The following is a 20,812-nucleotide window of genomic DNA, read 5'->3' as shown; positions in this document are numbered from 1 at the left end:
GGTGTTTTAGTTCTTTGCTAAGGTGTTACCTAAATAACTTTGGTAATATCAGCGCTTATTACTCGCTATCGGTAAGACGAATTCCATCACGTTCAATCGTGATCTTACGTGCTTTATATAATGTGCCGATGCTCTTTTTAAAGGTACCTTTACTGGTTCTAAATAGATCAAAAATCGCCTCTGGTGACGATTTATCACTAATAGGCAAATACCCATCTTTTTTGTTGAGTAAATCGAGAATACGCTCACTTAACTCATCAAATTTTGCCACACCCATTTTTTGTAGCGATAGGGTTATTTTTCCATCGTCGCGTACGTCCTTGATGTAAGCCGATAACGTTTTACCGATAAACAGCTTTCCAAATACATCCGATGTAAAAATCATCCCCCAGTGAGTGCCCTCTACGATGGCTTTATAACCCAGGTCGCTTTTTTCGGCGATCACTATCGACACTTTTTGGTTGTTTTCGTACGTCGCAGGTGTTTTATCTAACAGCTTATTGAACTTTGTAGTGCCGACAATTCTGCCACTGGCTTTATCGGTGTACACATAGACGAGCACAGTTTGACCTTCCGCAAATCGACGGCGCTGTTCACTAAACGGTATTAACAAATCTTTCGCTTTAATTCCCCAGTCGACAAACGCACCTGTTGCGTTAACGCCTACAACCTTCATCAAACCCCACTGACCTACTTGCGCAATAGGCTCTTCACAGGTTGCACAAAGTTGGTTGTCTGAATCGAAATACAACATCGCATCAACGGACTCACCCACTTTGAGCGGTGTTTTTACCAAGTTTTTTGGTAATAACACGCTGCCATAGTCAGCTGCATCTAAGAAATATCCAAAATCGGTTTGTCTATCAATCTTGAGGTGATTGATTTGTCCTACATTAATCATACTTGGCCACACTTACTTATTTGCGCTAAGTATACTCTGTGAGAAGGGTTTTTCGAACATAAGTTTGCAGCATTTGTTTATTGATGCTTAGATCCCGCTCTGTGGTGCCCTTTTTTATTGAAAACCGTTCTTTAAAAGACCATGGTTAATTGTATCTGCGAGTGCAATTGCGTAACATGGCAGGAGAGCAATAAGGAGATAGTCATTTGATTTCAGTCGATAAATTAGACGCATTAACACTCAAAGTTTCTCACGTCATGGAATCGGCTAAACGCTTAGACTTAGACTTTTACTTTTTCTTCCCCAGTGAAATTGGAATAAATAGTCAGGTTTTATCCGAGAATGAGCTGTACTACAGCGCCATGACCGAAAAACGAGCTTATTTCAGTGATAAAACTCACCTCCCTCTGGTGCATAGCCGATTAGCAAAGCGTGGTAAGTTATCGGACAATCAATACCGTGTCAGCTTAAGTTTATATGCTTATCAATACGTGATTGCGCTTGACTCAGCGGTCAACGGGTTGCGTGCTTCGATTAAAGTAAGTGACACTGTCACAGAAGATGAGGTGGACGAAGTTATTCACTTGTCTCTTGATATCCTTAAGAAATTACGTCGCTCCGTTCCCTATGAAGAAGCCCAGGTACGCTACTACGTTAACATCGACAACTACCTCTCTTGGTACACAGAACAAAAGTTTTTAGCCTTAGTCGCGCATCTCCCCAGAGGCAAAGAATACACGCTATTGCGTGACAGGCTCATTACCATTTGCGAGCGCGAACAAGCGCATCGCGTCCTCAAAAAATACAATAGTAAAAAAGTCAATGAAGACGTCACTCGCTTGTCCAACAAAATGCGATTGCTTCGACGCTTAATAGAGCATCCTATTGTACTTAAAAGTAAAACCTCAACAGTTGGTAAAAACCAAAGCCGGGCTATTAAAGGCATTGCTACTGGTCTGGTGATGGTGTTTGTATCGTTGTCATTAATCGCTGCACGGGACTATTTGGGTGAAATCACCGCGTCTTTTGTGTTTGCAATGAGTGTTATTTACGCGCTGCGAGAAATATTCAAAGACGATCTACGTGATGTCATGTGGCGTTGGATACGTAAAGGTAAGCCAAAATGGCGTAAAGACTATATTGACCCTAGTACAAAAAAACGTGTGGGCGGAAAGCTGGAATGGCTTGACTATACTCGGTTTGAATCACTACCAGATCGAATCAAAACCATTCGTAAAACGCGAGTTTCACAGCGTGAGGAGCAAGTGCTGCACTACCACTCAAAAGCCGCCCTATCGACAACACTATTTCTCAGTGGTTATGAACAGACCCGTGAGAGCATGATGTTTAATTTACGTCCTATTACTCGTTTCATGGATAGAAACTCTAATCGCATTTATAGCCTTAACGACGGGCAGGTGAGCCGCGAGAACGTCGAAAAGCGCCACTTAATTAATCTGATAGTAAAAGAAGACCGACACGATGGCGCGCCTACCTACTCTAGATTTAAATTGATCGTGAGCCGTTCTAAAATTGTCGATATAGAACAAATTGAATTAGATAAGAAAAAGTCCTAAAGCGACTCAAATGGGCGATAGAATTAAGGCTTAACCTTTACCGACAACGTCAACGCGAAACGGGCCATGATTTCGTCTTTAGACAGCGTTGGGCAATAAACTAAAATCTCTACCGCTTCATTAATACGCTCTCCAGTTTCGATGCTTCGGTTTAGCATGTCGTCGATTAACGCACCATCTTTACATACGAACACAGCGTCTGCTTCCGGGCGCTTTAAAAACTCACCTTGTACCGACTTAAATGCCAGCGAGACTTTTTTGCCCAGCAGGTGCGCTTTATGCATCGCTAAAAAGCCACCGGCTACATCTGCACCAACGGCTAACGCGCCAAAATACATACTGTTGAGGTGATTTTTATTGCGACGATTGAGTGGGAGCTTCACTTGCACTTGTTCACCGTCAATGGCGAGCAAACGTGGACGTGTCATCCAAATGAGGGGGACTTTACGAAAAGCAAATACCAGTAAACCAAGATTGGCTTTAGTGAGTGGAGACAGCATTTAGGGTTCCCTAAGAAATTTACAACTGATTAGACCAGTTATCCTACTCCACCCACAACAAGACAACAACTTTTTAACAAAAGTTTATTATTTCAATGTGTTGATCACACCAGATATGCGTAACTTCTTATCAGTAACTCGCTCTTTTAGTGACGGCGTCACTAAACCGTAAGGCCCAATAAAACAAGGTTTCCCAGCCTCTGACGCAGACAATATACAGTCATACACCAACTGCTCTAACACTGCGCTCGATTGCATTGGACTATCAAGCTGCGCTGTTGCGAACGTGCTCATTCCCAACTCTTCTACGTCTACAACAACGCCGTCAACATACGAAATAAGCTTGTTTAACGCCAACGCGGACGCCGCACAGCTGATACTCATGAGTACCTTCAAACCTGGGATCCCACGAGGGAGACCATGCGCCGCCAGCGCATCGATCGCTGAAGCGGCTTCGCTCATTAAGCGAACATGCGGGACAACGACGTTAAGTACATAGCCCGTTGTCTTAAGCGAAGCGGCAATGGTGCAACATGCGTCCCAGAGGGGCTCAGCATGAGGCTCGGCTTTGGGAAAGACCAGGTACAACGGCTCTTCTTGAGACAGAGACGCCATTTGGGTTGTGATTTTCTCAATTTGGGTGGCTAAATCACTGGATTGCTCATTAAGCAATGTAGGAATATCGATCCAATTGCCTACACTTTCGTTTGATTCAGGTTGTACGATCGGTTTACACCAAGACTGTTGGTTGCTCAATGTCAGCTCCTTACTACATTTTCAATCTGTTACGACGAGATTACCGTATTCAGACTCGAAACCCTAGCGGCAATCGACAAACATTTGTACCTATGCCGCTTGCAACAGTTAAAGTGTTTATTCCACCGGCTTTTTCCGCTATCTTATGCGCTCACAAATGAAAAAGCTTAGAACAATGCCTTTAAAAACTGATGAACTTCGCACACAGCCACTAGGTCCGATGCCAACGCCTAGTGAACTTGTTGCCACTCACCCACTGACAAATGAAGTGGCCGAGCACATAGAGCACTCTCGCCAAACTATTGAGCAGATCCTGACGGGTCAAGACCCACGTTTGCTTGCTATTGTCGGTCCTTGTTCTATCCATGACACTGAAGCCGCAATGGAGTACGCAGCACGCCTTAACGGGCTGCAGGAAAAGTATCGCGATCAAATCTTCATTGTGATGCGCACCTACTTCGAGAAGCCTCGTACTGTTGTGGGTTGGAAAGGTTTAATTACCGATCCAAATCTTGATGGTTCCTATGCGCTAGAAACAGGATTGAGTAAAGCACGAAAATTGCTACTTGATATTAATAAACTGGGTCTTGCAACAGCCACAGAATTTCTAGATATGATCACAGGTCAGTACATTACCGACCTAATTTCGTGGGGTGCAATCGGTGCACGTACCACTGAGTCTCAAATTCACCGCGAAATGGCCTCAGCCTTGTCCTGCCCGGTTGGATTTAAAAATGGCACCAATGGCAACGTAAAAATCGCTATCGATGCTGTGCGCGCTTCTAAAGCGTCTCACTACTTTTATTCCCCAGATAAGTCTGGCCGCATGACGGTCTATCGTACCAGCGGCAATCCTTTTGGCCACGTGATTCTGCGCGGTGGCGATAATGGAACGAACTTTGATAGTGAGTCGGTTTCGAACGCTTGCCAAGCGTTGGCAGAGTTTGATCTTCCGCAACGTGTCGTGGTCGATTTTAGTCATGCTAACTGCCAAAAGCAGCACAATAAACAGCTTGATGTTGCTAAAGATATTGCGCAGCAAATTCGCTCTGGAAGCACACAAATTGGTGGCATTATGGCTGAAAGCTTCATACAAGAAGGTAATCAGCCGATGACGGACATTGACAATCTTGAATATGGAAAATCAATCACTGATCCATGTTTGAGCTGGGATAACACCGTTGCGATGCTAGATATCTTGGCAGATGCAGTAAAAAGCACTCAAAAATAGCAGGAGTTAACATGCCTTCATTTGATATTGTTTCTGAAATTGACACCGTTGAACTGAGTAATGCAGTCGACAACGCCAACCGTGAACTTTCGACTCGCTTTGATTTCCGTGGTGTTGAAGCGAGCTTTGAAAAGATCGACGACAATGTAAAGCTTAGCGCTGAAGGCGATTTTCAGCTTAAGCAGATGCGCGACATCTTACGTGGAAACCTTACTAAGCGTGGCGTTGACGTCAACGCGATGGAGTCGAAAGAACCATCAGCGTCTGGCAAAAAATGGAGTCAACTTGTTGAGTTTAAGCAAGGTATAGACACTCCAACAGCGAAAAAAGTTGTTAAAGCCATCAAAGACGCGAAGATTAAAGTTCAAGCGGCTATTCAGGGTGAAAAAGTGCGCGTGACTGGAAAAAAACGTGATGACTTACAGGCAACAATGGCGCTAGTACGCGGAGCCGACCTTGGTCAGCCATTTCAGTTCGATAACTTTCGCGACTAACATAGTTAATCAAAAAATATATGAAGTTAAGCCGGTCATTTGACCGGCTTTTTTTGTTAGTGTTTTGCGTAAAAAACGTATTCCACGAGATTCGACGACGGTTGGTAAGTCTCACGGCTGTTGCTGGCAACGAACAACACGTGGATCAGCCCTTCGCTACCATCTTTTGCCTCAAGTGTATCAAGCAGCAAGTGATAATCTCGGAGAGTCGAAAAGCTCTTTTTATCGGCATCACGACGAGACATGTCCAAATACTCACTAGGTAGGTCTGGCTGACTATAAACAACATCAGCCAACTGCATTAATCTAGCGGCTTTTAGTGACAACAATTCAATGTCCTCGCCCCACTCTACGACAATGACCCGAGATTTCCGTGGCTGAAGGTTGTCGTGACATTTCTGTAGCGCAGTTTCAAGCTGCTCTTCACTTGTAGCACGATTCACTTCTGAGAGATCGAAAAAGGCCTCCCAAAAATGTCGTCGACTCTCTACCGTCGCATAATTTGATTTCACCCAATCCCTTTTATGTTTCGCAAATTGAGCAAGCAGCGCGAGGTTTTGCGGTAACACCGCTTCTAAATTTTTACGCACATTGCGAATTAATACCGGTGATGCTCCACCAGAGCTAATCGCGAGCTGAATCGACCCTCGTTCAATCATCGAAGGGGTAATAAAGTCGCAATACGGTTTGTCATCAACAACATTGACCATAATCCTTAACGATTTTGCATCAGCATACACTTGTCGATTAACCTGCGGCTGATTGGTGGTTGCCCAAATCTGAACTGGATTTTCAATCAAGGATTTATGATAGTTAGATTGTATCCAAGTTAACTGTTTTTGCTCAGCCAATCGCTGCAGATCTGGGTGAATTTGTGGGGCAATTAACGTCACCTCAGCACCACATTTGAGTAAAGGCTCTATTTTCCGACACGCAACGTCCCCCCCCCCAATTACGGTCACAGGCTTGTGATTAAGATCAAAAAATAGAGGAAAGTACTGCATACGGTCTCCTTAACCTAAGAATTGGCGTGACTCACCAAAGTAGTGCAACAAAGGGTTGTCCGCTTTCCATAATTCTCAAATTACTAGTTTATTAGTGTGAAATTATTATCAAAATCAATATTTAAAACTGCATTTAAGCCATAAAGCCAACTCAAAAGACCAGCTAACTAACTAAAGATAAGATTAACGTCGATCTGCACTATTAACATGCACGTTGCACTATTTACATGAGCGCAACATTTCTGCATTCTAAGAGTGCATAGCTTAGGTAGATACATAAAATCATTTTAAATTAACAATTTGTGTAATCAACAATCCTAATCTAGTTTTTTAAATGATTGGTTTTTATCTTGCATAGAAATGGATCACTAACAAACATTTGCATACACAACATGTAGAACGTTATTTCAGTAATTTACTGAATCATCATGGAAAATAACAGGAAGGATACAATGGCCAATAAACTCACCATTCTAGCTTCAGTTGTTGCTGCATCAGCTGCTGTTATGTCTAACAGCGCTTTTGCTGCCGATAGCACTCTAGACAAAGTTAAAGAATCTGGCGCACTTACGTGTGGCGTAAGTACCGGTCTTCCAGGCTTTTCTAACCCAAACTCTAAAGGTGAATGGGAAGGCATTGACGTTGAATATTGCCAGGCTCTAGCCGCAGCAGTACTAGGCGACAAGACTAAAGTTAAGTATGTTCCACTAACAGCGAAAGAACGTTTCACTGCGCTTCAATCAGGTGAAATCGACGTATTGTCACGTAACACTACGTGGACACTGCATCGCGATACCGCTCTAGGTCTAAACTTCGTAGGTGTAAACTACTACGATGGTCAAGGCTTCATGGTTAAGAAAGAGCTTGGTCTTTCTTCAGCAACAGAGCTAGATGGCGCCGCAGTATGTGTTCAGTCTGGTACAACAACCGAGCTTAACCTTGCTGACTACTTCCGTGCACAAGGCATGGAATACAAGCCAGTAGTATTTGATACTGCTGCTCAAACGTCTGCAGGATTCGACAGCGGTCGTTGTGACGTACTAACGACTGACCAATCTGGTCTGTACGCACTTCGCTTAAACCTTAAAGATCCAAGCTCAGCAGTAGTACTTCCAGAGATCATCTCTAAAGAGCCTCTAGGCCCGGTAGTACGTCAAGGTGATGACAAGTGGTTTAACGTTGCAAAATGGACGCTAAACGCGATGATCAATGCTGAAGAATACGGCATCACTTCAAAGAACGCTGACGAAATGCTTAAGTCAAACGATCCAAACGTTAAGCGTATCTTAGGTGTTGACGGTCCTAAAGGTACGGCTCTAGGTATCGCTGATGATTGGGGTTACCAAGTCATCAAACAAGTTGGTAACTACGGTGAAAGCTTTGAACGTACGGTTGGTACAGGTTCACCACTTCAAATTTCTCGCGGTGTAAACGCACTGTGGAATGCTGGTGGCTTCATGTACGCTCCTCCATTGCGTTAATGGGAATCTAAAAATAATAACACTAGGGCGGGAAACCGCCCTTTTTCCCTTACATGGATTTGAGGTTATAGTTGTATGAATCCTAACTCTTCAGATGCGGCGGATCGCAGCGCACCGCCTAAAAACACAAACCTGCTTTATAATCCAACCTTCCGCTCGGTCGCCTTTCAGGTCATTGCCATCTTCTTGCTCGGCCTATTTTTTTACACCATTGTAAACAATGCTCTGAGTAATTTAGATTCTCGCGGGATCTCTACCGGTTTTGGATTTTTAGATCAGGAGGCAGGCTTTGGCATCGGTCTAACGCTTGTCGAATACGACGAAACCTTCAGCTACGGTAGAACCTTTATCGTAGGTTTGCTCAATACGGCTTTAGTGTCAGTATTGGGTATCTTTTTCGCTACAATACTTGGTTTTACGGTCGGTATTGCACGTTTATCGTCTAACTGGTTAGTCAGTCGTTTGGCTGCCGTTTATATCGAAATTTTTCGTAATATCCCACTGCTTCTTCAAATTTTCTTCTGGTATTTTGCGGTATTGCAAGCATTGCCGTCGCCAAGAGAGAGTATGAGCTTGGGTGAAGCGGTGTTCCTAAATGTCCGTGGTCTTTACTTCCCTGCTCCAGTGTTTGAGCCAGGAAGTGGCGTTGTCATCGCCGCTTTTGTAGCCGCAGTCATTGCATCAATCGTGTTGTATGTTTGGGCTCGTAATAAGCAGAGCTTAACTGGGCAACAAACTCCTGTCGCCAGTATTAGTCTTGGTCTAATTGTCGGTCTTCCTCTGATTGCTTATTTCGCAACAGGTATGCCCATTAGCGCTGAGATGCCAGTGCTTAAAGGCTTTAACTTCAGAGGGGGGATTAGCATTATTCCTGAGCTAGCCGCCCTAACACTGGCGTTAAGTATCTACACGGCGTCATTTATTGCTGAGATCGTACGTTCAGGCATCAATGCAGTTAGCCATGGCCAAACTGAAGCAGCAATGTCACTAGGATTGCCAAGAACTCGCACGCTAAAATTGGTTATTATTCCACAGGCAATGCGAATAATTATCCCGCCACTCACCAGTCAATACCTTAACTTAACCAAAAACTCGTCGCTTGCTATGGCGATTGGGTACCCAGATTTGGTGTCAGTATTTGCTGGAACAACCCTTAACCAGACAGGACAAGCCATTGAAATTATTGCAATGACCATGGGTGTTTACCTAACACTAAGCTTGGTAACGTCGGCGTTAATGAACTACTACAACAAGAAAGTTGCCTTGGTTGAGAGATAAGAGGGATAACAGATGAGCATACATCAATTTCAACCAGACCTGCCACCACCAACAAACTCTGTAGGTGTTGTAGGATGGTTGCGTAAAAATTTATTTAACGGCCCTATCAACTCCATTGTGAGCTTGATTCTCGGCTACCTAGTCCTATCGATGGTGTTGTCTATTGTTGACTGGGCATTTGTTAACGCTGATTGGATTGGCACAACACGCGATGACTGTACCAGTGCAGGGGCATGTTGGGTGTTTATTAGCGTGCGCTGGGAACAGTTTATGTATGGCTTCTACCCAGAAGCTGAGCTGTGGCGCCCTCGCCTTTTCTATGCAACGCTTGCGATTTTTGTCGCAGCACTGATGTGGGAAAAGACCCCAAAACGCACTTGGATATGGTTATTTTTTGTAAACGTGTACCCATTTCTAATTGCCATTTTATTATATGGCGGCGTATTTGGGCTAGAAGTGGTTGAAACCCACAAATGGGGTGGCTTACTAGTAACACTAATCATTGCTTTAATCGGTATCGTTGTATCACTGCCTATTGGTGTATTTCTCGCCCTTGGCCGTCGTTCCGAAATGCCTATTATTCGCAGCATGTGTACCGTCTACATCGAAGTTTGGCGTGGCGTTCCACTGATCACTGTATTGTTTATGGCATCGGTAATGCTTCCGCTCTTTCTATCGGAAGGTATGGAAACAGACAAACTGATCCGCGCCCTAGTTGGTGTAGTACTCTTTAGTGCTGCCTATATGGCTGAGGTTATTCGTGGTGGTTTACAAGCTATTCCTAGTGGCCAATATGAAGCGGCTGACGCTTTAGGATTAAGCTACTGGCAAAAAATGCGTCTGATTATTCTGCCGCAAGCTTTAAAAATCACCATTCCATCGATTGTAAATACTTTTATTGGCTTGTTTAAAGACACTAGCTTGGTGTTGATCATCGGTATGTTTGACGTGCTGGGTATTGGTCAATCAGCCAACACTGACCCCGAATGGTTAGGTTTTGCAATCGAAAGTTATGTATTTGTCGCGCTAGTGTTTTGGGTATTTTGTTTTGGTATGTCAAGATACTCTATCTGGCTCGAAAACAAGCTTCATACTGGTCACAAGCGATAAGAATTTAGTCAAGGACGTATTATGACAACTGAACAAGAGTACATGATCCAGTTACAGGATATGAACAAATGGTACGGCGAGTTTCACGTACTAAAGAACATTAATCTTAATGTTAAAAAAGGCGAAAAAATCGTTATATGTGGCCCATCAGGTTCGGGTAAATCGACCATGATCCGCTGTATTAACCGCTTAGAAGAGCATCAGAAAGGCCACATTATGGTTTCGGGCACTGAGCTTACTGAAGATCTTAAAAATATCGAAGCGGTTCGCAGAGAAGTCGGAATGTGTTTTCAGCACTTTAACCTTTTCCCGCATTTAACGGTGTTGGAAAACTGCACCTTAGCACCAATTTGGGTGAAGAAAATGCCAAAGGAAGAAGCTGAAGCCGTTGCTATGAAATACTTAGAGCGTGTTAAAATCCCGGATCAAGCGGACAAATACCCAGGTCAATTATCGGGTGGTCAGCAGCAACGGGTTGCCATCGCTCGCTCACTTTGTATGAGTCCACAAGTAATGCTGTTTGATGAGCCTACTTCTGCGCTCGACCCTGAGATGGTTCGCGAAGTGTTGGACGTAATGGTTGAGCTTGCGGAAGAAGGCATGACTATGCTGTGTGTAACGCACGAGATGGGTTTTGCAAAAGAGGTCGCTGACCGCGTGATATTTATGGATGCGGGCGAGATCATCGAAGAAAACAACCCGGTAGATTTCTTTGAAAATCCTCAGTCTGATCGGACCCAAAACTTCTTGAGTCAAATATTGCACCACTAAGCGGCAATTAAAGGGTGACGACAGTCACCCTTTTTTATGCGCGTAGGTTGCGTGTTATATTTTGTTACATTTTGGGGTTAACGGATTGAAACTTATCGCTTATGATTTCGTACTTATATAATACATGGCCCTTGAAATTCTAATCATTTGCCACTACATAACTAGTAACAACTAAGATTTGTGAGGAATCTAATGAACAGTCCAATGGTAGAACGCACTGCGCAGCAGCAAAGTGTATTGCAAACCAACAAGGTTCTGCGTAACACATACTTTTTACTTTCTATGACGCTGATATGGTCGGCTCTTGTTGCTGGTATTTCAATGGCCTTCAACCTGCCTCGTCCAGGTCTAATCATCATGCTAGTTGGCTTTTACGGCCTACTTTTTTTAACTGAGAAGAACCGCGACAACAGCATGGGTTTGGTATTTACCTTCCTATTCACAGGCTTCCTTGGCTACACAATTGGGCCAATTCTCAACGCCTACGTTGGCGCTGGTATGGGTGACGTTGTCGTCACTGCTCTGGGTGGTACTGCCCTAGCCTTCCTAGGTGCATCGGCTTACGCTCTTACAACTAAGCGTGATCTTTCGTTTTTAAACGGCATGCTAATGGCTGGTTTTGTGGTACTGCTTGTTGGTATGGTTGCTAACATCTTCCTACAAATGCCAATGCTGTACCTAGCAATGAGCGGAATGTTTATTCTGTTCTCAACGGGCGTTATTTTGCTTACAACGCAAAACATCATTCGCGGTGGAGAAACAAATTACATTTCGGCGACGGTATCGCTGTACGTATCCATCTACAACATCTTCATTAGCCTACTGAGCATTCTTGGTGTAATGAACAACGACTAATTTGTCGAATGACATAGAAAGCCTAGACTTAGTCTAGGCTTTTTTTTTGCTCTCGTTTACACTATCGCCCATCGAAAATGATACGAGCAGACTATGTTTGACTATTACGGCACGTCAATAGACACAGACGCCGAAGGCTACCTAAAAGACTACACACAATGGGAAGAAGCGATGATACCTGTGCTTGCCGAGCAAGAAGGCATTGTTCTGACCGAAGACCATTTAGAAATCATTTTGTTTGTGCGTGAGTTTTATCTGGAATTCAAGACCTCTCCTGCCGTAAGAATGCTTGTTAAAGCTGTAGCCAAAGCACACGGTCCTGAGAAAGGCAGCAGCAAATATTTGTTTACATTGTTTAGAGAAGGCCCTGCTAAGCAAGCCACGAAACTTGCGGGGCTGCCTAAACCGGCCAAGTGTTTATAACGCTTAAAGTCAAAACCTTTGCAGTCTCGCAAGCAAATAAAGTCAATACATGCTAAAGCGAGTCATTGGTTCGTGGTCAACATACTCAACAGCAATCTCGGTGACCGTTGAAGTCGGCGGTCCGGTCTTTAACCAGTCCAGCAGTAACTCTACAGAGTATTCATCCCCGCTTGCGAGAACTTCAACTCGTCCATCGTTAAGGTTCTTTGCATAACCGGTAAGACCCCACTTTTGCGCTTGGTGCGCAGTAAAATATCGAAAGCCGACTCCCTGAACACGACCCGATACCCATGCTTTTGCAGTTTTCTGTGTCATATTCCCTCCCAAAGTTGCTTTTGGTGGCCCTTTCATGAAAAATGGCGACACTTTAATTTAGGCATCCAAACATGACTTTAGCAATAAAACTAGCCAAGGGACGTGAAAAATCACTGCTCCGTCGACATCCGTGGATTTTCTCTCGTGCCATTGAAAAATTGATTGGCGAACCTCAATTAGGCGACACTGTAGACGTATTAGATTTTAAAGGACGCTGGCTCGCAAAGGCCGCTTACTCTCCTAATTCTCAAATTCGTGCGCGTGTTTGGAGCTTTGATAATTGCGATATTGATATCGATTTCTTTGAATTTCGCATCCAACAAGCACTCGACATAAGACAAGACATTATCGAGCGCGATCAGGCAACGGGCTTTCGATTGATCGCTGCAGAGTCTGATGGCCTACCTGGAGTCACCATCGATAAGTATAAAGACTACCTTGTATGTCAGCTACTTAGCGCCGGTGCCGAACAACATAGAGACTCACTAGTCAAAGCACTTACCCGGGTTTTCCCCTCGTGCCATATTTACGAGCGTTCGGACGTTAAGGTAAGAGAAAAAGAAGGCCTCGAGCAACGTGTTGGTGTGCTTCACGGTGAATTACCACCCGAAAGCGTAACCATTGAAGAAAACGGCGTTAAAATTGGTGTCGATATCGTAAATGGTCATAAAACAGGCTTTTACTTGGACCAGCGAGACAGTCGTCAACGCGCTATGAAGTATACGCAAGGTAAAACCGTGCTCAATTGCTTCTCGTATACTGGTGGATTTGGCCTCTACGCGCTCAAGAGTGGTGCTACGCGAGTTATCAATGCAGATGTATCACAACCTGCTTTAGACGCCGCTAAGCGAAACGCAGAGCTTAATGATTTCGATATCAGTAAAAAGCGTGCGGTATTTCTAAACGCAGACGTTTTTAAATTACTGAGAGAATATCGCGATCAGGGAACCAAATTTGATGTTGTTATCATGGACCCGCCAAAAATGGTGAGCTCTAAATCAACTCTAACCTCAGGAAGTCGCGGCTACAAAGACCTTAACCGCTTAGCCATCGAAATACTTAACCCTGGTGGAACGTTACTGACCTACTCCTGTTCAGGTCTCATGGATCAAAGCCTATTCCAAAAAATAGTCGCTGATGCTGCTCTAGACGCGGGTCGATCGGTAAAGTTCATAGAACGATTCGAACAAGCAGCCGATCACCTATGTGATACTGCCTACCCAGAGGGCTTTTATCTCAAAGGCTTCGCTTGCCGCGTGCTTTAATACCAACTAAAGCAATTCATAAAAAAACGCCAAGTCACAAATGAGTGACTTGGCGTTTTTCTTTCTAGGACTATATATCGTCTTTGATGATCAACATATTCGCTAGGTTATTGGTTAAGTCTGTAGAAGATACACCATCAAACTCAATCGTAACCTTATCGCCCAATCTATCTACTGTAATTGAAGAGCCGTTGTCCGTAGTCGATACCGTTTGTGCAATGGTATCGAGCAACGCACCTACGTCATCACTTTCAACGTCATGGAATAGATCGCTTAAGTCCACTTTCTCACCTTGGTAATCACCCTGCACATCAAAGGCAAGGTCAAAGTCAGTGATTGTATCTGTGCTACCATCAAGGTCACCTTCATGCCAAGCAAACAGATCGCTGCCTTCACCACCGGTGAGGATATCGTTACCCTTGCCACCTATCAGTAGATCGTCTCCTTCGCCGCCAATTAGTAGGTCGCTTCCATCACCGCCGACAAGGACATCGTCACCGGCAGCGCCATCTAGGTAGCTGTCGATACCTTGACTGATTACGGCGGTTGCACCGTTCGCACCATCTGACACAAAAGTTCCTTGGAGAGCTGAACCATCACTCAATGTAATATTAAATGACACTCCTACAAAACTACTGCCTTGGTTATTTCCGAAGGAATCGGTATCAAATGAGAACCAGAATTCATCGCCAGAAGTGAAGTCACCTTCTGCAAAATTAGCTGTTAATATTGCAGAGTCAGAGTTCATCTCATCCCAGATATTACTGGATTCATCAATACCGACAGAGTTACTGCTATTGAACTGAATATTTTCGCTCACATCCCAGTAACCATCATTGTCTATGCTGCTCAAATCTATATTTAGCTCAGTAATAGACAGACCGGCAGCAATTGTCGCAAACGTGAAACCAAATTGATTCGCTGTACTGAAAGTCGATCCTGATCTTACAGTAGCATTGAGCATTATTGGCACGCCGGAACTAGCCGTTGATTGAGCAATAATTATGTCGTTGGCATTGGTACCGATTAATTGTGACGAGTCTTGATAATCCAACTCGACTCGTGCGCTGTCGGAGGTACCGTTACCTTCAATCAAGTACTCAAGTACATCGCCACTGCTACCATTTTCGATAGTGATTTGCCCATCGGTATTGCTCACCGATACGTCATCACTAGTGATATCAGTAAATGTGGTATCGGAACTGGTTGCATCACCATGAAGCAAGTAGTCAGAGTCTACATTCAGCGTAGTGCCTTCTGCTGCGTTAGTGATGATGTTATTCACGTTGGCATCAATTGCAGCGTAATAATCGATGTTTAGGGTCAGATCCAAGGAATCTTGGTCTCCATCACCATCTTCGATTTGAATCTCAATCACTTCTTTCTCATTTAGAACATTACGATCAACTTCAATACCATAGTAGTATTCACCGCTTTCGAAGTTAATTCTAAACTCACCACCCATAACTGTTTGGACCGTGATCTCTGGTGTCAACGCATCATACTGGTACGTCACGCCATCAATAGTTACGGCTGTGATTGAGACGCCATCAGCGCCTTCCAAAATGCCGCCTTCTGTATCGAGCAGTTTCACTTCACCCGTAATAGTGCCGTTGTCGAAATACTCTAACACCGTATCTGTAAGATCATCAGCGTCATCAACGATAACGGCGTACTCGCTATCATCGTCATTAGGATCGACCGAGTGAGCAATAGGTGTAAGCTCATCTAGAGGTGCATTACCAATACCAATGGCAAAGGCGATGTCGTAATTAGCAGTGTCTAAATAGTCTTCCCAATCAGTTTGACGAGCATCGGTTATTTCTGATCCTGAGTTTGGAACACCATCAGAAATGAAGTACACAAAGCTCTGATCCGCAGCTGGTAAGGCGCCGCTTGTCATCACTTCTTGTAAAGCATCGTGATATAAGGTTCCACCACTGGCTTCAAGTGATTCCAAGTAATTGATGGTTTCGTCAATGTCGTCAATCAACCAACCTGAGTTCTCAATGTCACTACCCGAGAACGTAACCACTTGAACGTTAACATTACCAGTATCATCGACTTCATTAACCAACGCTCTCAACGATTCGATGGCTGTTTCAAGATAGGTTTTACCATTGCCTGCGGCATAATCCATACTGCCAGACAAGTCCAACACGAAAGTTAAGTTAGTCGTAACAGGGTCAGCGTCGGTCGTGAGATTGCGCTCAATGTCGGACACCATCGGCACATCATCAACTATCTTAATATCGAGCTGCGCCGAATCGGTTACACCGACACCATTTTCGATAACGTATTCAACACTGTCTACTACATCGTCACCCGATGAGGTTTCAGTAAGTTCGTAGTCAAAATCGCCTGCGCGACGACCATTTGAGTCATCCACATATACGGTTAATGTGCCGTACACCGTATCGACAGTGATCACCCCATTAACAGGCGTCTGGTTGCCCACTTCTGTAATTACTGTGGAATCACTGATACCACCATCGTTATCAAGAAGGTTGCCCGACACAATATTGCTGCCTGTACCAGTTTCACTTCCACTGTCTAGGCCCGCTTCGTAAACATCAGCGACGTTGTCTTTTGCGTCAGGAAGAGAATCTTGGGTTACCGTAAGCTCCGCCGAAGAAGTGCTACCATCTGCATCTGTAAGCTCATATTGGAAAGAATCTTCAATCGAGCTGCCTACGCCATACTGGACATCAACACTATCAACAGTGAAGTTATTGGTTGAGCCGGTATAAAGAACAACACTTGTAAACCCTGTATTAGTTGCAATGGTTAAGTCGTTACTGTTAACGCTACCACTATCTACAAGATTTCCTTGAGCATCATAAGCTTGCCAATAGACTGTTTCGCTGTTCTGCACACCGTCTAAAGTGAAGTTAGCAACGTGAGCTTCTTCGCTAAACTTAGTAACCAGCGCTTCATCGTAACGAATTTGGTCACCATTTCCGGCGTTGTTGTTGTAATAGATGCCAACATTGCCACCATTACTCACTACCGACGCAGAGTCACCATTTAAGTTATTAACATCCACTTGTGTATAGTCGCTATAGGCGTAAAGCGTAATGCCCTGGTTGCTTAGCATATCGATAGCTGAAAACGACTCTACTTGCCCCTCAGACTGAGTAGACTCGTAGCGGTAACTACCATCTTGATTAAACGTGACCACAGCGTTGTCGGTTGTAATGGTTAGCTCGCCATTTTCATCCCAACTATCGTAAGTGACGTTTTCGTAAGTAATGCTAGTGACTTCAGTAGCGTCGTTGCCAAGTTCGTCTTTACCGCTACCGTTATTTTCACCTTCAATTAAATTGCCGTAGCCGACACCGCCAAACCCTACACTGTCAGAGTCATCAATTGCGACAGGTACACTATCGCTAATATCTATTTCAACTTCTGTCCAAGTAGAGTTGCCATTTCCATCAGTAACCTGATAGTAAATGCTGTCAACTAATGTCGCAGAATCACTATGGTCAAGCCCTGACGGCGCTTGGTATGAGAACGTACCGTCTTCGTTGACCACAACCGTTCCACCGAGTGCGGTGGTAAATGTTGCGCCCGGTGAAGAAATGTCGACTTGTCCCGACCCTGACGCATCGGTAGCTAAAGTCACAAGTTGTAGACTATCACCATCAACATCTGAGTCGTTTGCGACTAACTGATCTGGATTGAAGACTAGCACTGCGCCTTCTTCCATCGCTGCCGAGTCTTCTGACCCTACAGGAACATCATTGTTGCCAATGACATTGACGGTTGCGGTTGCTGTGTCCGTCGCACCGTGTTCATCGGTAATGGTGTAAGTAAATGAATCTTTGACTAGTTCGCCGGCTGACAAGTATTCAAATGCGCCGTTTGAGTCGTAACCATAGGTACCGTCAGCGTAAATCGTAAGCAGTGCACCACTTGCTAGCGCAATAACTTGACCATTAGTGACTTGCTGACCATTCACATGAGTAATACCAAAGCTGTCGCCTTGGCTATCACTATCATTTGCCAGCAAGCCTTGTGCAGGGTCGGATATTGTGATGCCGCTATCTTCGCTAGCAACAATGGCTCCATCGCCCAAGTCGACACCAGAAGCGTTGATGGACGAGATAACATAGTCAGACGAGTCGCCTGTAAGGACACTGTTTTCATTGGCTTCAAAGACCAATGTATCAAACACAATATCGCCAGTATCTATCGTAAAGTCGCCGGACGTTGAGCCCGCTGGGTTCTCGAACGTACCAGATGCAACGAGCTCCCCATTGTAGTAGGCAGACCAAGCACCTTGCTCACCGCCATTTTCATCACCAAACAACCGCTCGGCGCCAAAATCAACTTGGTTAACCAGTTCGCTAAACTCAATTTTCAGCTGCTCAGAGCGCCCTGTGTCTGGATCAAACTCAATTTGGTCAGGCACTTGCCCCGTGTCGCGAATAGAGTTAGCAACACCGATTCCATAACCATCTAATACTGAAATAGATCCGGTAACGGCATTGCCATTGCTATCATAAGTTATCGCTTCAATACTAAACAGCGGCTGACCATTACCATCTACAGGGATAACCACTCCACTCGTGAAGTCCGCATTTACTTGGTAAATCGCGTCATTATCGCCATCGTTTTCCGCATCGACCGTATTGACCTCAATAGTGGCATTACCGGTGCTTTGAAGATCGCCGTCTGAAATCACATACTCAAAGGTAGCATCACCTTCGTACCCATCGGCAGGAACAAATTCAATGTTGCCATTATTGTCGATGTTAACCACACCACTGCCATCACCCAAGGTAATAACTTGCGCGCCACCAGTGAGAGCAACTCCATCTATAGAGACTAAGACTACATCGTCTCCGTCAATATCGGTGTCATTTGCAGTTAAGTCTAGGCTCACGCTACTACCTGAATTCACTAAGTAGTTATCGTCATTAGCGTCAGGTGCATCATTAACAGGTAACACCTCAATGCTCAACCCTTCACTTTGACCCGTATTGGTGGTGTAGATAATATCTGGCGTATTACCGTTCCAGTCAGCAATTGGAGTAAAGGTGTAATCACCATTGCTGCTAAGGGTGAAATCACCTATGCCTGGAATCGTCACTGACTGACCAGCGTTGTAGGTTTGACCGTTAATTTGAAAAGTAGCAACCAGCAGTGAACTGTCAACGTCACTGTCATTAGCTAAAACATTTCCATTCGCAACGGTGTCTTCATCTACCGTAATAGAATCTTTAACAAGCTTGCTTGGGTCGTCAACTGGGGTGACCTCAATACTAAGGTCGGCAGTGTCGCCCGTGTTAGTAGTGTAAGTGACTGTAGGTACTTGGCCGTGCCAGTTTTCGTTTGACTCAAACACATAACTGCCATCTTGATTTAACGTAAACTCACCGCCAGACAGTACCACGGTATCCCCAGCGTTAAAGGAGCCTGTTACACCATCAATGGTAAATTCAACCACTGTTAGTGGACTGTCGTCTTCAACGTCATTAGTAAGCACGTTTCCTACTGCATTCGAATCCTCGGTAACGCTGATACTATCGTCGTTCAAGATAGTATCAGCATTGTCTGGTGTCACAGTGACACTAACATCAGCATTTGATGTGCCACCATTACCATCAGAAATGACATAATTGATCGTCGCTTCACCGTTAAAGTCTTTGTTTGGTGTGAAGGTTATTGTCCCATCACCATTAATGACAACACTGCCATTCGGGCTTGTAGCGCTGACTACAGACAACTCATCACCATCTATGTCAGTATCATTGTCCAATACGTTAATGATGACTGCAGTGTCTTCGTTGGTTGTTGCTAAGTCATTTACGGCTATAGGTCCATCGTTGACTTCGCCTACATTGATGATCGAGGTGGTTGTTGTTGTTGCGCCGTCGTTGTCTTCGGTGGTCCAGTTAACCACGACATCACCGTAGAAGTTCTCAGCTGGAGTGAATACAAAGTTACCGTCACTGTCTGTGCTGATCGACCCTTGAGATGGGTTAGCAAGAACAGGTGTCGTGGACACAATGGTGCCATCCACGTCACTGGCATCAAATGTTAGGACAACCGCAACGTCTTCGTCGGTGGTCTTGTTGTCTGCGGTGATCGTTGGTCCATCGTTCACATCCGTCACTGTGATGGTCGAGGTGGTGGTCGCCGTGGCGCCATCGTCGTCTTCGGTGGTCCAGTTAATTACGACGTCGCCGTAGAAATTCTCGGCTGGGGTGAACACGAAGTTACCGTCACTGTCCGTGCTGATCGAGCCTTGAGTCGCATCCGCTAGAGTCGGCGTGGTCGACACTATGGTGCCATCCACGTCACTGGCATCAAACGTTAGAACAACCGCAACGTCTTCGTCGGTAGTTTTGTTGTCCGCAGTAATGGCCGGTCCGTCGTTCACATCGCCCACGGTAATAGTCGAGGTGGTGGTCGCTGTTGCGCCATCGTCGTCTTCGGTGGTCCAGTTAATTACGACATCACCGTAGAAGTTCTCCGCTGGGGTGAATACAAAGTTACCGTCACTGTCTGTGCTGATCGACCCTTGAGATGGGTTAGCAAGAGCCGGTGTGGTCGACACAATCGTACCATCCACATCGCTCGCATCGAACGTCAAGACAACCGCGACATCTTCGTCGGTGGTCTTATCATCCGCAGTAATAGCCGGACCGTCGTTCACATCGCCCACGGTGATGGTCGAGGTGGTGGTCGCTGTCGCGCCATCGTCGTCCTCGGTGGTCCAATTAACCACCACATCGCCGTAGAAGTTCTCGGCTGGTGTAAACACAAAGTTGCCATCAGTGTCTGTGTTGATCGAGCCTTGAGATGGGTTAGCAAGAACCGGTGTGGTCGACACAATCGTGCCA

General features: G+C 44.9%; 16 protein-coding genes. 10 read left to right on the top strand and 6 right to left on the bottom strand.

The window, feature by feature from the left end:
* Window positions 1-58: 58 nt before the first annotated feature.
* Window positions 59-901 carry a CvfB family protein gene (locus JQC93_RS05080; RefSeq protein WP_205157413.1) on the bottom strand — a complete coding sequence of 281 codons (843 nt, stop codon included), beginning with the start codon at window positions 899-901 and terminating at the stop codon, window positions 59-61.
* Window positions 902-1,107: 206 nt separating this feature from the next.
* On the opposite strand from JQC93_RS05080, the gene JQC93_RS05075 reads away from it, so the two are divergent.
* The gene (locus JQC93_RS05075) at window positions 1,108-2,478 is read left to right on the top strand and encodes a hypothetical protein (protein WP_205157412.1); all 1,371 of its coding nucleotides are present in this window, start codon (window positions 1,108-1,110) and stop codon (window positions 2,476-2,478) included.
* A 23-nt stretch (window positions 2,479-2,501) separates the two neighbouring features.
* Here the strand turns inward: JQC93_RS05075 and JQC93_RS05070 are convergent, their stop codons facing one another.
* Complete coding sequence (locus JQC93_RS05070) at window positions 2,502-2,978, bottom strand: DUF4442 domain-containing protein (RefSeq protein ID WP_205157411.1); 477 nt, start codon at window positions 2,976-2,978, stop codon at window positions 2,502-2,504.
* 87 nt (window positions 2,979-3,065) lie between these two features.
* A complete protein-coding gene (locus tag JQC93_RS05065) occupies window positions 3,066-3,734 on the bottom strand; it encodes a hypothetical protein (RefSeq protein ID WP_205157410.1) in 669 nt (222 codons plus the stop codon).
* Window positions 3,735-3,909: 175 nt separating this feature from the next.
* Between JQC93_RS05065 and JQC93_RS05060 the strand changes: the two genes are divergently transcribed.
* The gene (locus JQC93_RS05060) at window positions 3,910-4,965 is read left to right on the top strand and encodes a 3-deoxy-7-phosphoheptulonate synthase (RefSeq protein ID WP_205157409.1); all 1,056 of its coding nucleotides are present in this window, start codon (window positions 3,910-3,912) and stop codon (window positions 4,963-4,965) included.
* Window positions 4,966-4,976: 11 nt separating this feature from the next.
* Window positions 4,977-5,459, top strand: coding sequence for a YajQ family cyclic di-GMP-binding protein (locus JQC93_RS05055; protein ID WP_205157408.1), 483 nt, complete (start codon window positions 4,977-4,979; stop codon window positions 5,457-5,459).
* A 56-nt stretch (window positions 5,460-5,515) separates the two neighbouring features.
* On the opposite strand, the gene JQC93_RS05050 is transcribed toward JQC93_RS05055, so the two are convergent.
* The gene (locus tag JQC93_RS05050) at window positions 5,516-6,463 is read right to left on the bottom strand and encodes a precorrin-2 dehydrogenase/sirohydrochlorin ferrochelatase family protein (RefSeq protein WP_205157407.1); all 948 of its coding nucleotides are present in this window, start codon (window positions 6,461-6,463) and stop codon (window positions 5,516-5,518) included.
* Window positions 6,464-6,915: 452 nt separating this feature from the next.
* Between JQC93_RS05050 and JQC93_RS05045 the strand changes: the two genes are divergently transcribed.
* From JQC93_RS05045 to JQC93_RS05020, 6 genes are all read left to right on the top strand, one after another.
* Complete coding sequence (locus tag JQC93_RS05045; protein ID WP_205157406.1) at window positions 6,916-7,944, top strand: amino acid ABC transporter substrate-binding protein; 1,029 nt, start codon at window positions 6,916-6,918, stop codon at window positions 7,942-7,944.
* Window positions 7,945-8,019: 75 nt separating this feature from the next.
* Window positions 8,020-9,222 carry an amino acid ABC transporter permease gene (locus JQC93_RS05040; RefSeq protein ID WP_205157405.1) on the top strand — a complete coding sequence of 401 codons (1,203 nt, stop codon included), beginning with the start codon at window positions 8,020-8,022 and terminating at the stop codon, window positions 9,220-9,222.
* 12 nt (window positions 9,223-9,234) lie between these two features.
* Window positions 9,235-10,332 (top strand): amino acid ABC transporter permease, encoded by a 1,098-nt coding sequence (locus JQC93_RS05035; protein WP_205157404.1) that lies wholly within the window; start codon window positions 9,235-9,237, stop codon window positions 10,330-10,332.
* Window positions 10,333-10,353: 21 nt separating this feature from the next.
* Window positions 10,354-11,103 (top strand): amino acid ABC transporter ATP-binding protein, encoded by a 750-nt coding sequence (locus tag JQC93_RS05030; RefSeq protein WP_205157403.1) that lies wholly within the window; start codon window positions 10,354-10,356, stop codon window positions 11,101-11,103.
* Between the two features lie 192 nt (window positions 11,104-11,295).
* Window positions 11,296-11,958, top strand: a complete 663-nt coding sequence (locus JQC93_RS05025; RefSeq protein WP_205157402.1) for a Bax inhibitor-1 family protein — start codon at window positions 11,296-11,298, stop codon at window positions 11,956-11,958.
* Between the two features lie 93 nt (window positions 11,959-12,051).
* Window positions 12,052-12,381, top strand: a complete 330-nt coding sequence (locus tag JQC93_RS05020) for a TusE/DsrC/DsvC family sulfur relay protein (protein ID WP_205157401.1) — start codon at window positions 12,052-12,054, stop codon at window positions 12,379-12,381.
* A 42-nt stretch (window positions 12,382-12,423) separates the two neighbouring features.
* Here the strand turns inward: JQC93_RS05020 and yccX are convergent, their stop codons facing one another.
* Complete coding sequence (yccX, locus tag JQC93_RS05015) at window positions 12,424-12,696, bottom strand: acylphosphatase (protein ID WP_205157400.1); 273 nt, start codon at window positions 12,694-12,696, stop codon at window positions 12,424-12,426.
* Between the two features lie 71 nt (window positions 12,697-12,767).
* On the opposite strand from yccX, the gene JQC93_RS05010 reads away from it, so the two are divergent.
* Window positions 12,768-13,961, top strand: a complete 1,194-nt coding sequence (locus JQC93_RS05010) for a class I SAM-dependent methyltransferase (protein ID WP_205157399.1) — start codon at window positions 12,768-12,770, stop codon at window positions 13,959-13,961.
* A 70-nt stretch (window positions 13,962-14,031) separates the two neighbouring features.
* Here JQC93_RS05010 and JQC93_RS05005 read toward each other — a convergent pair whose 3' ends face one another.
* The gene (locus tag JQC93_RS05005) at window positions 14,032-20,802 is read right to left on the bottom strand and encodes a tandem-95 repeat protein (RefSeq protein ID WP_328833256.1); all 6,771 of its coding nucleotides are present in this window, start codon (window positions 20,800-20,802) and stop codon (window positions 14,032-14,034) included.
* Window positions 20,803-20,812: the final 10 nt, after the last annotated feature.

This window comes from Vibrio ulleungensis (genome assembly GCF_016900875.1).
Taxonomy (GTDB): Bacteria; Pseudomonadota; Gammaproteobacteria; order Enterobacterales; family Vibrionaceae; genus Vibrio; species Vibrio ulleungensis.
Note: the sequence above shows the minus strand (reverse complement) of the source record. Positions and strands in the feature narration are given on the sequence as shown.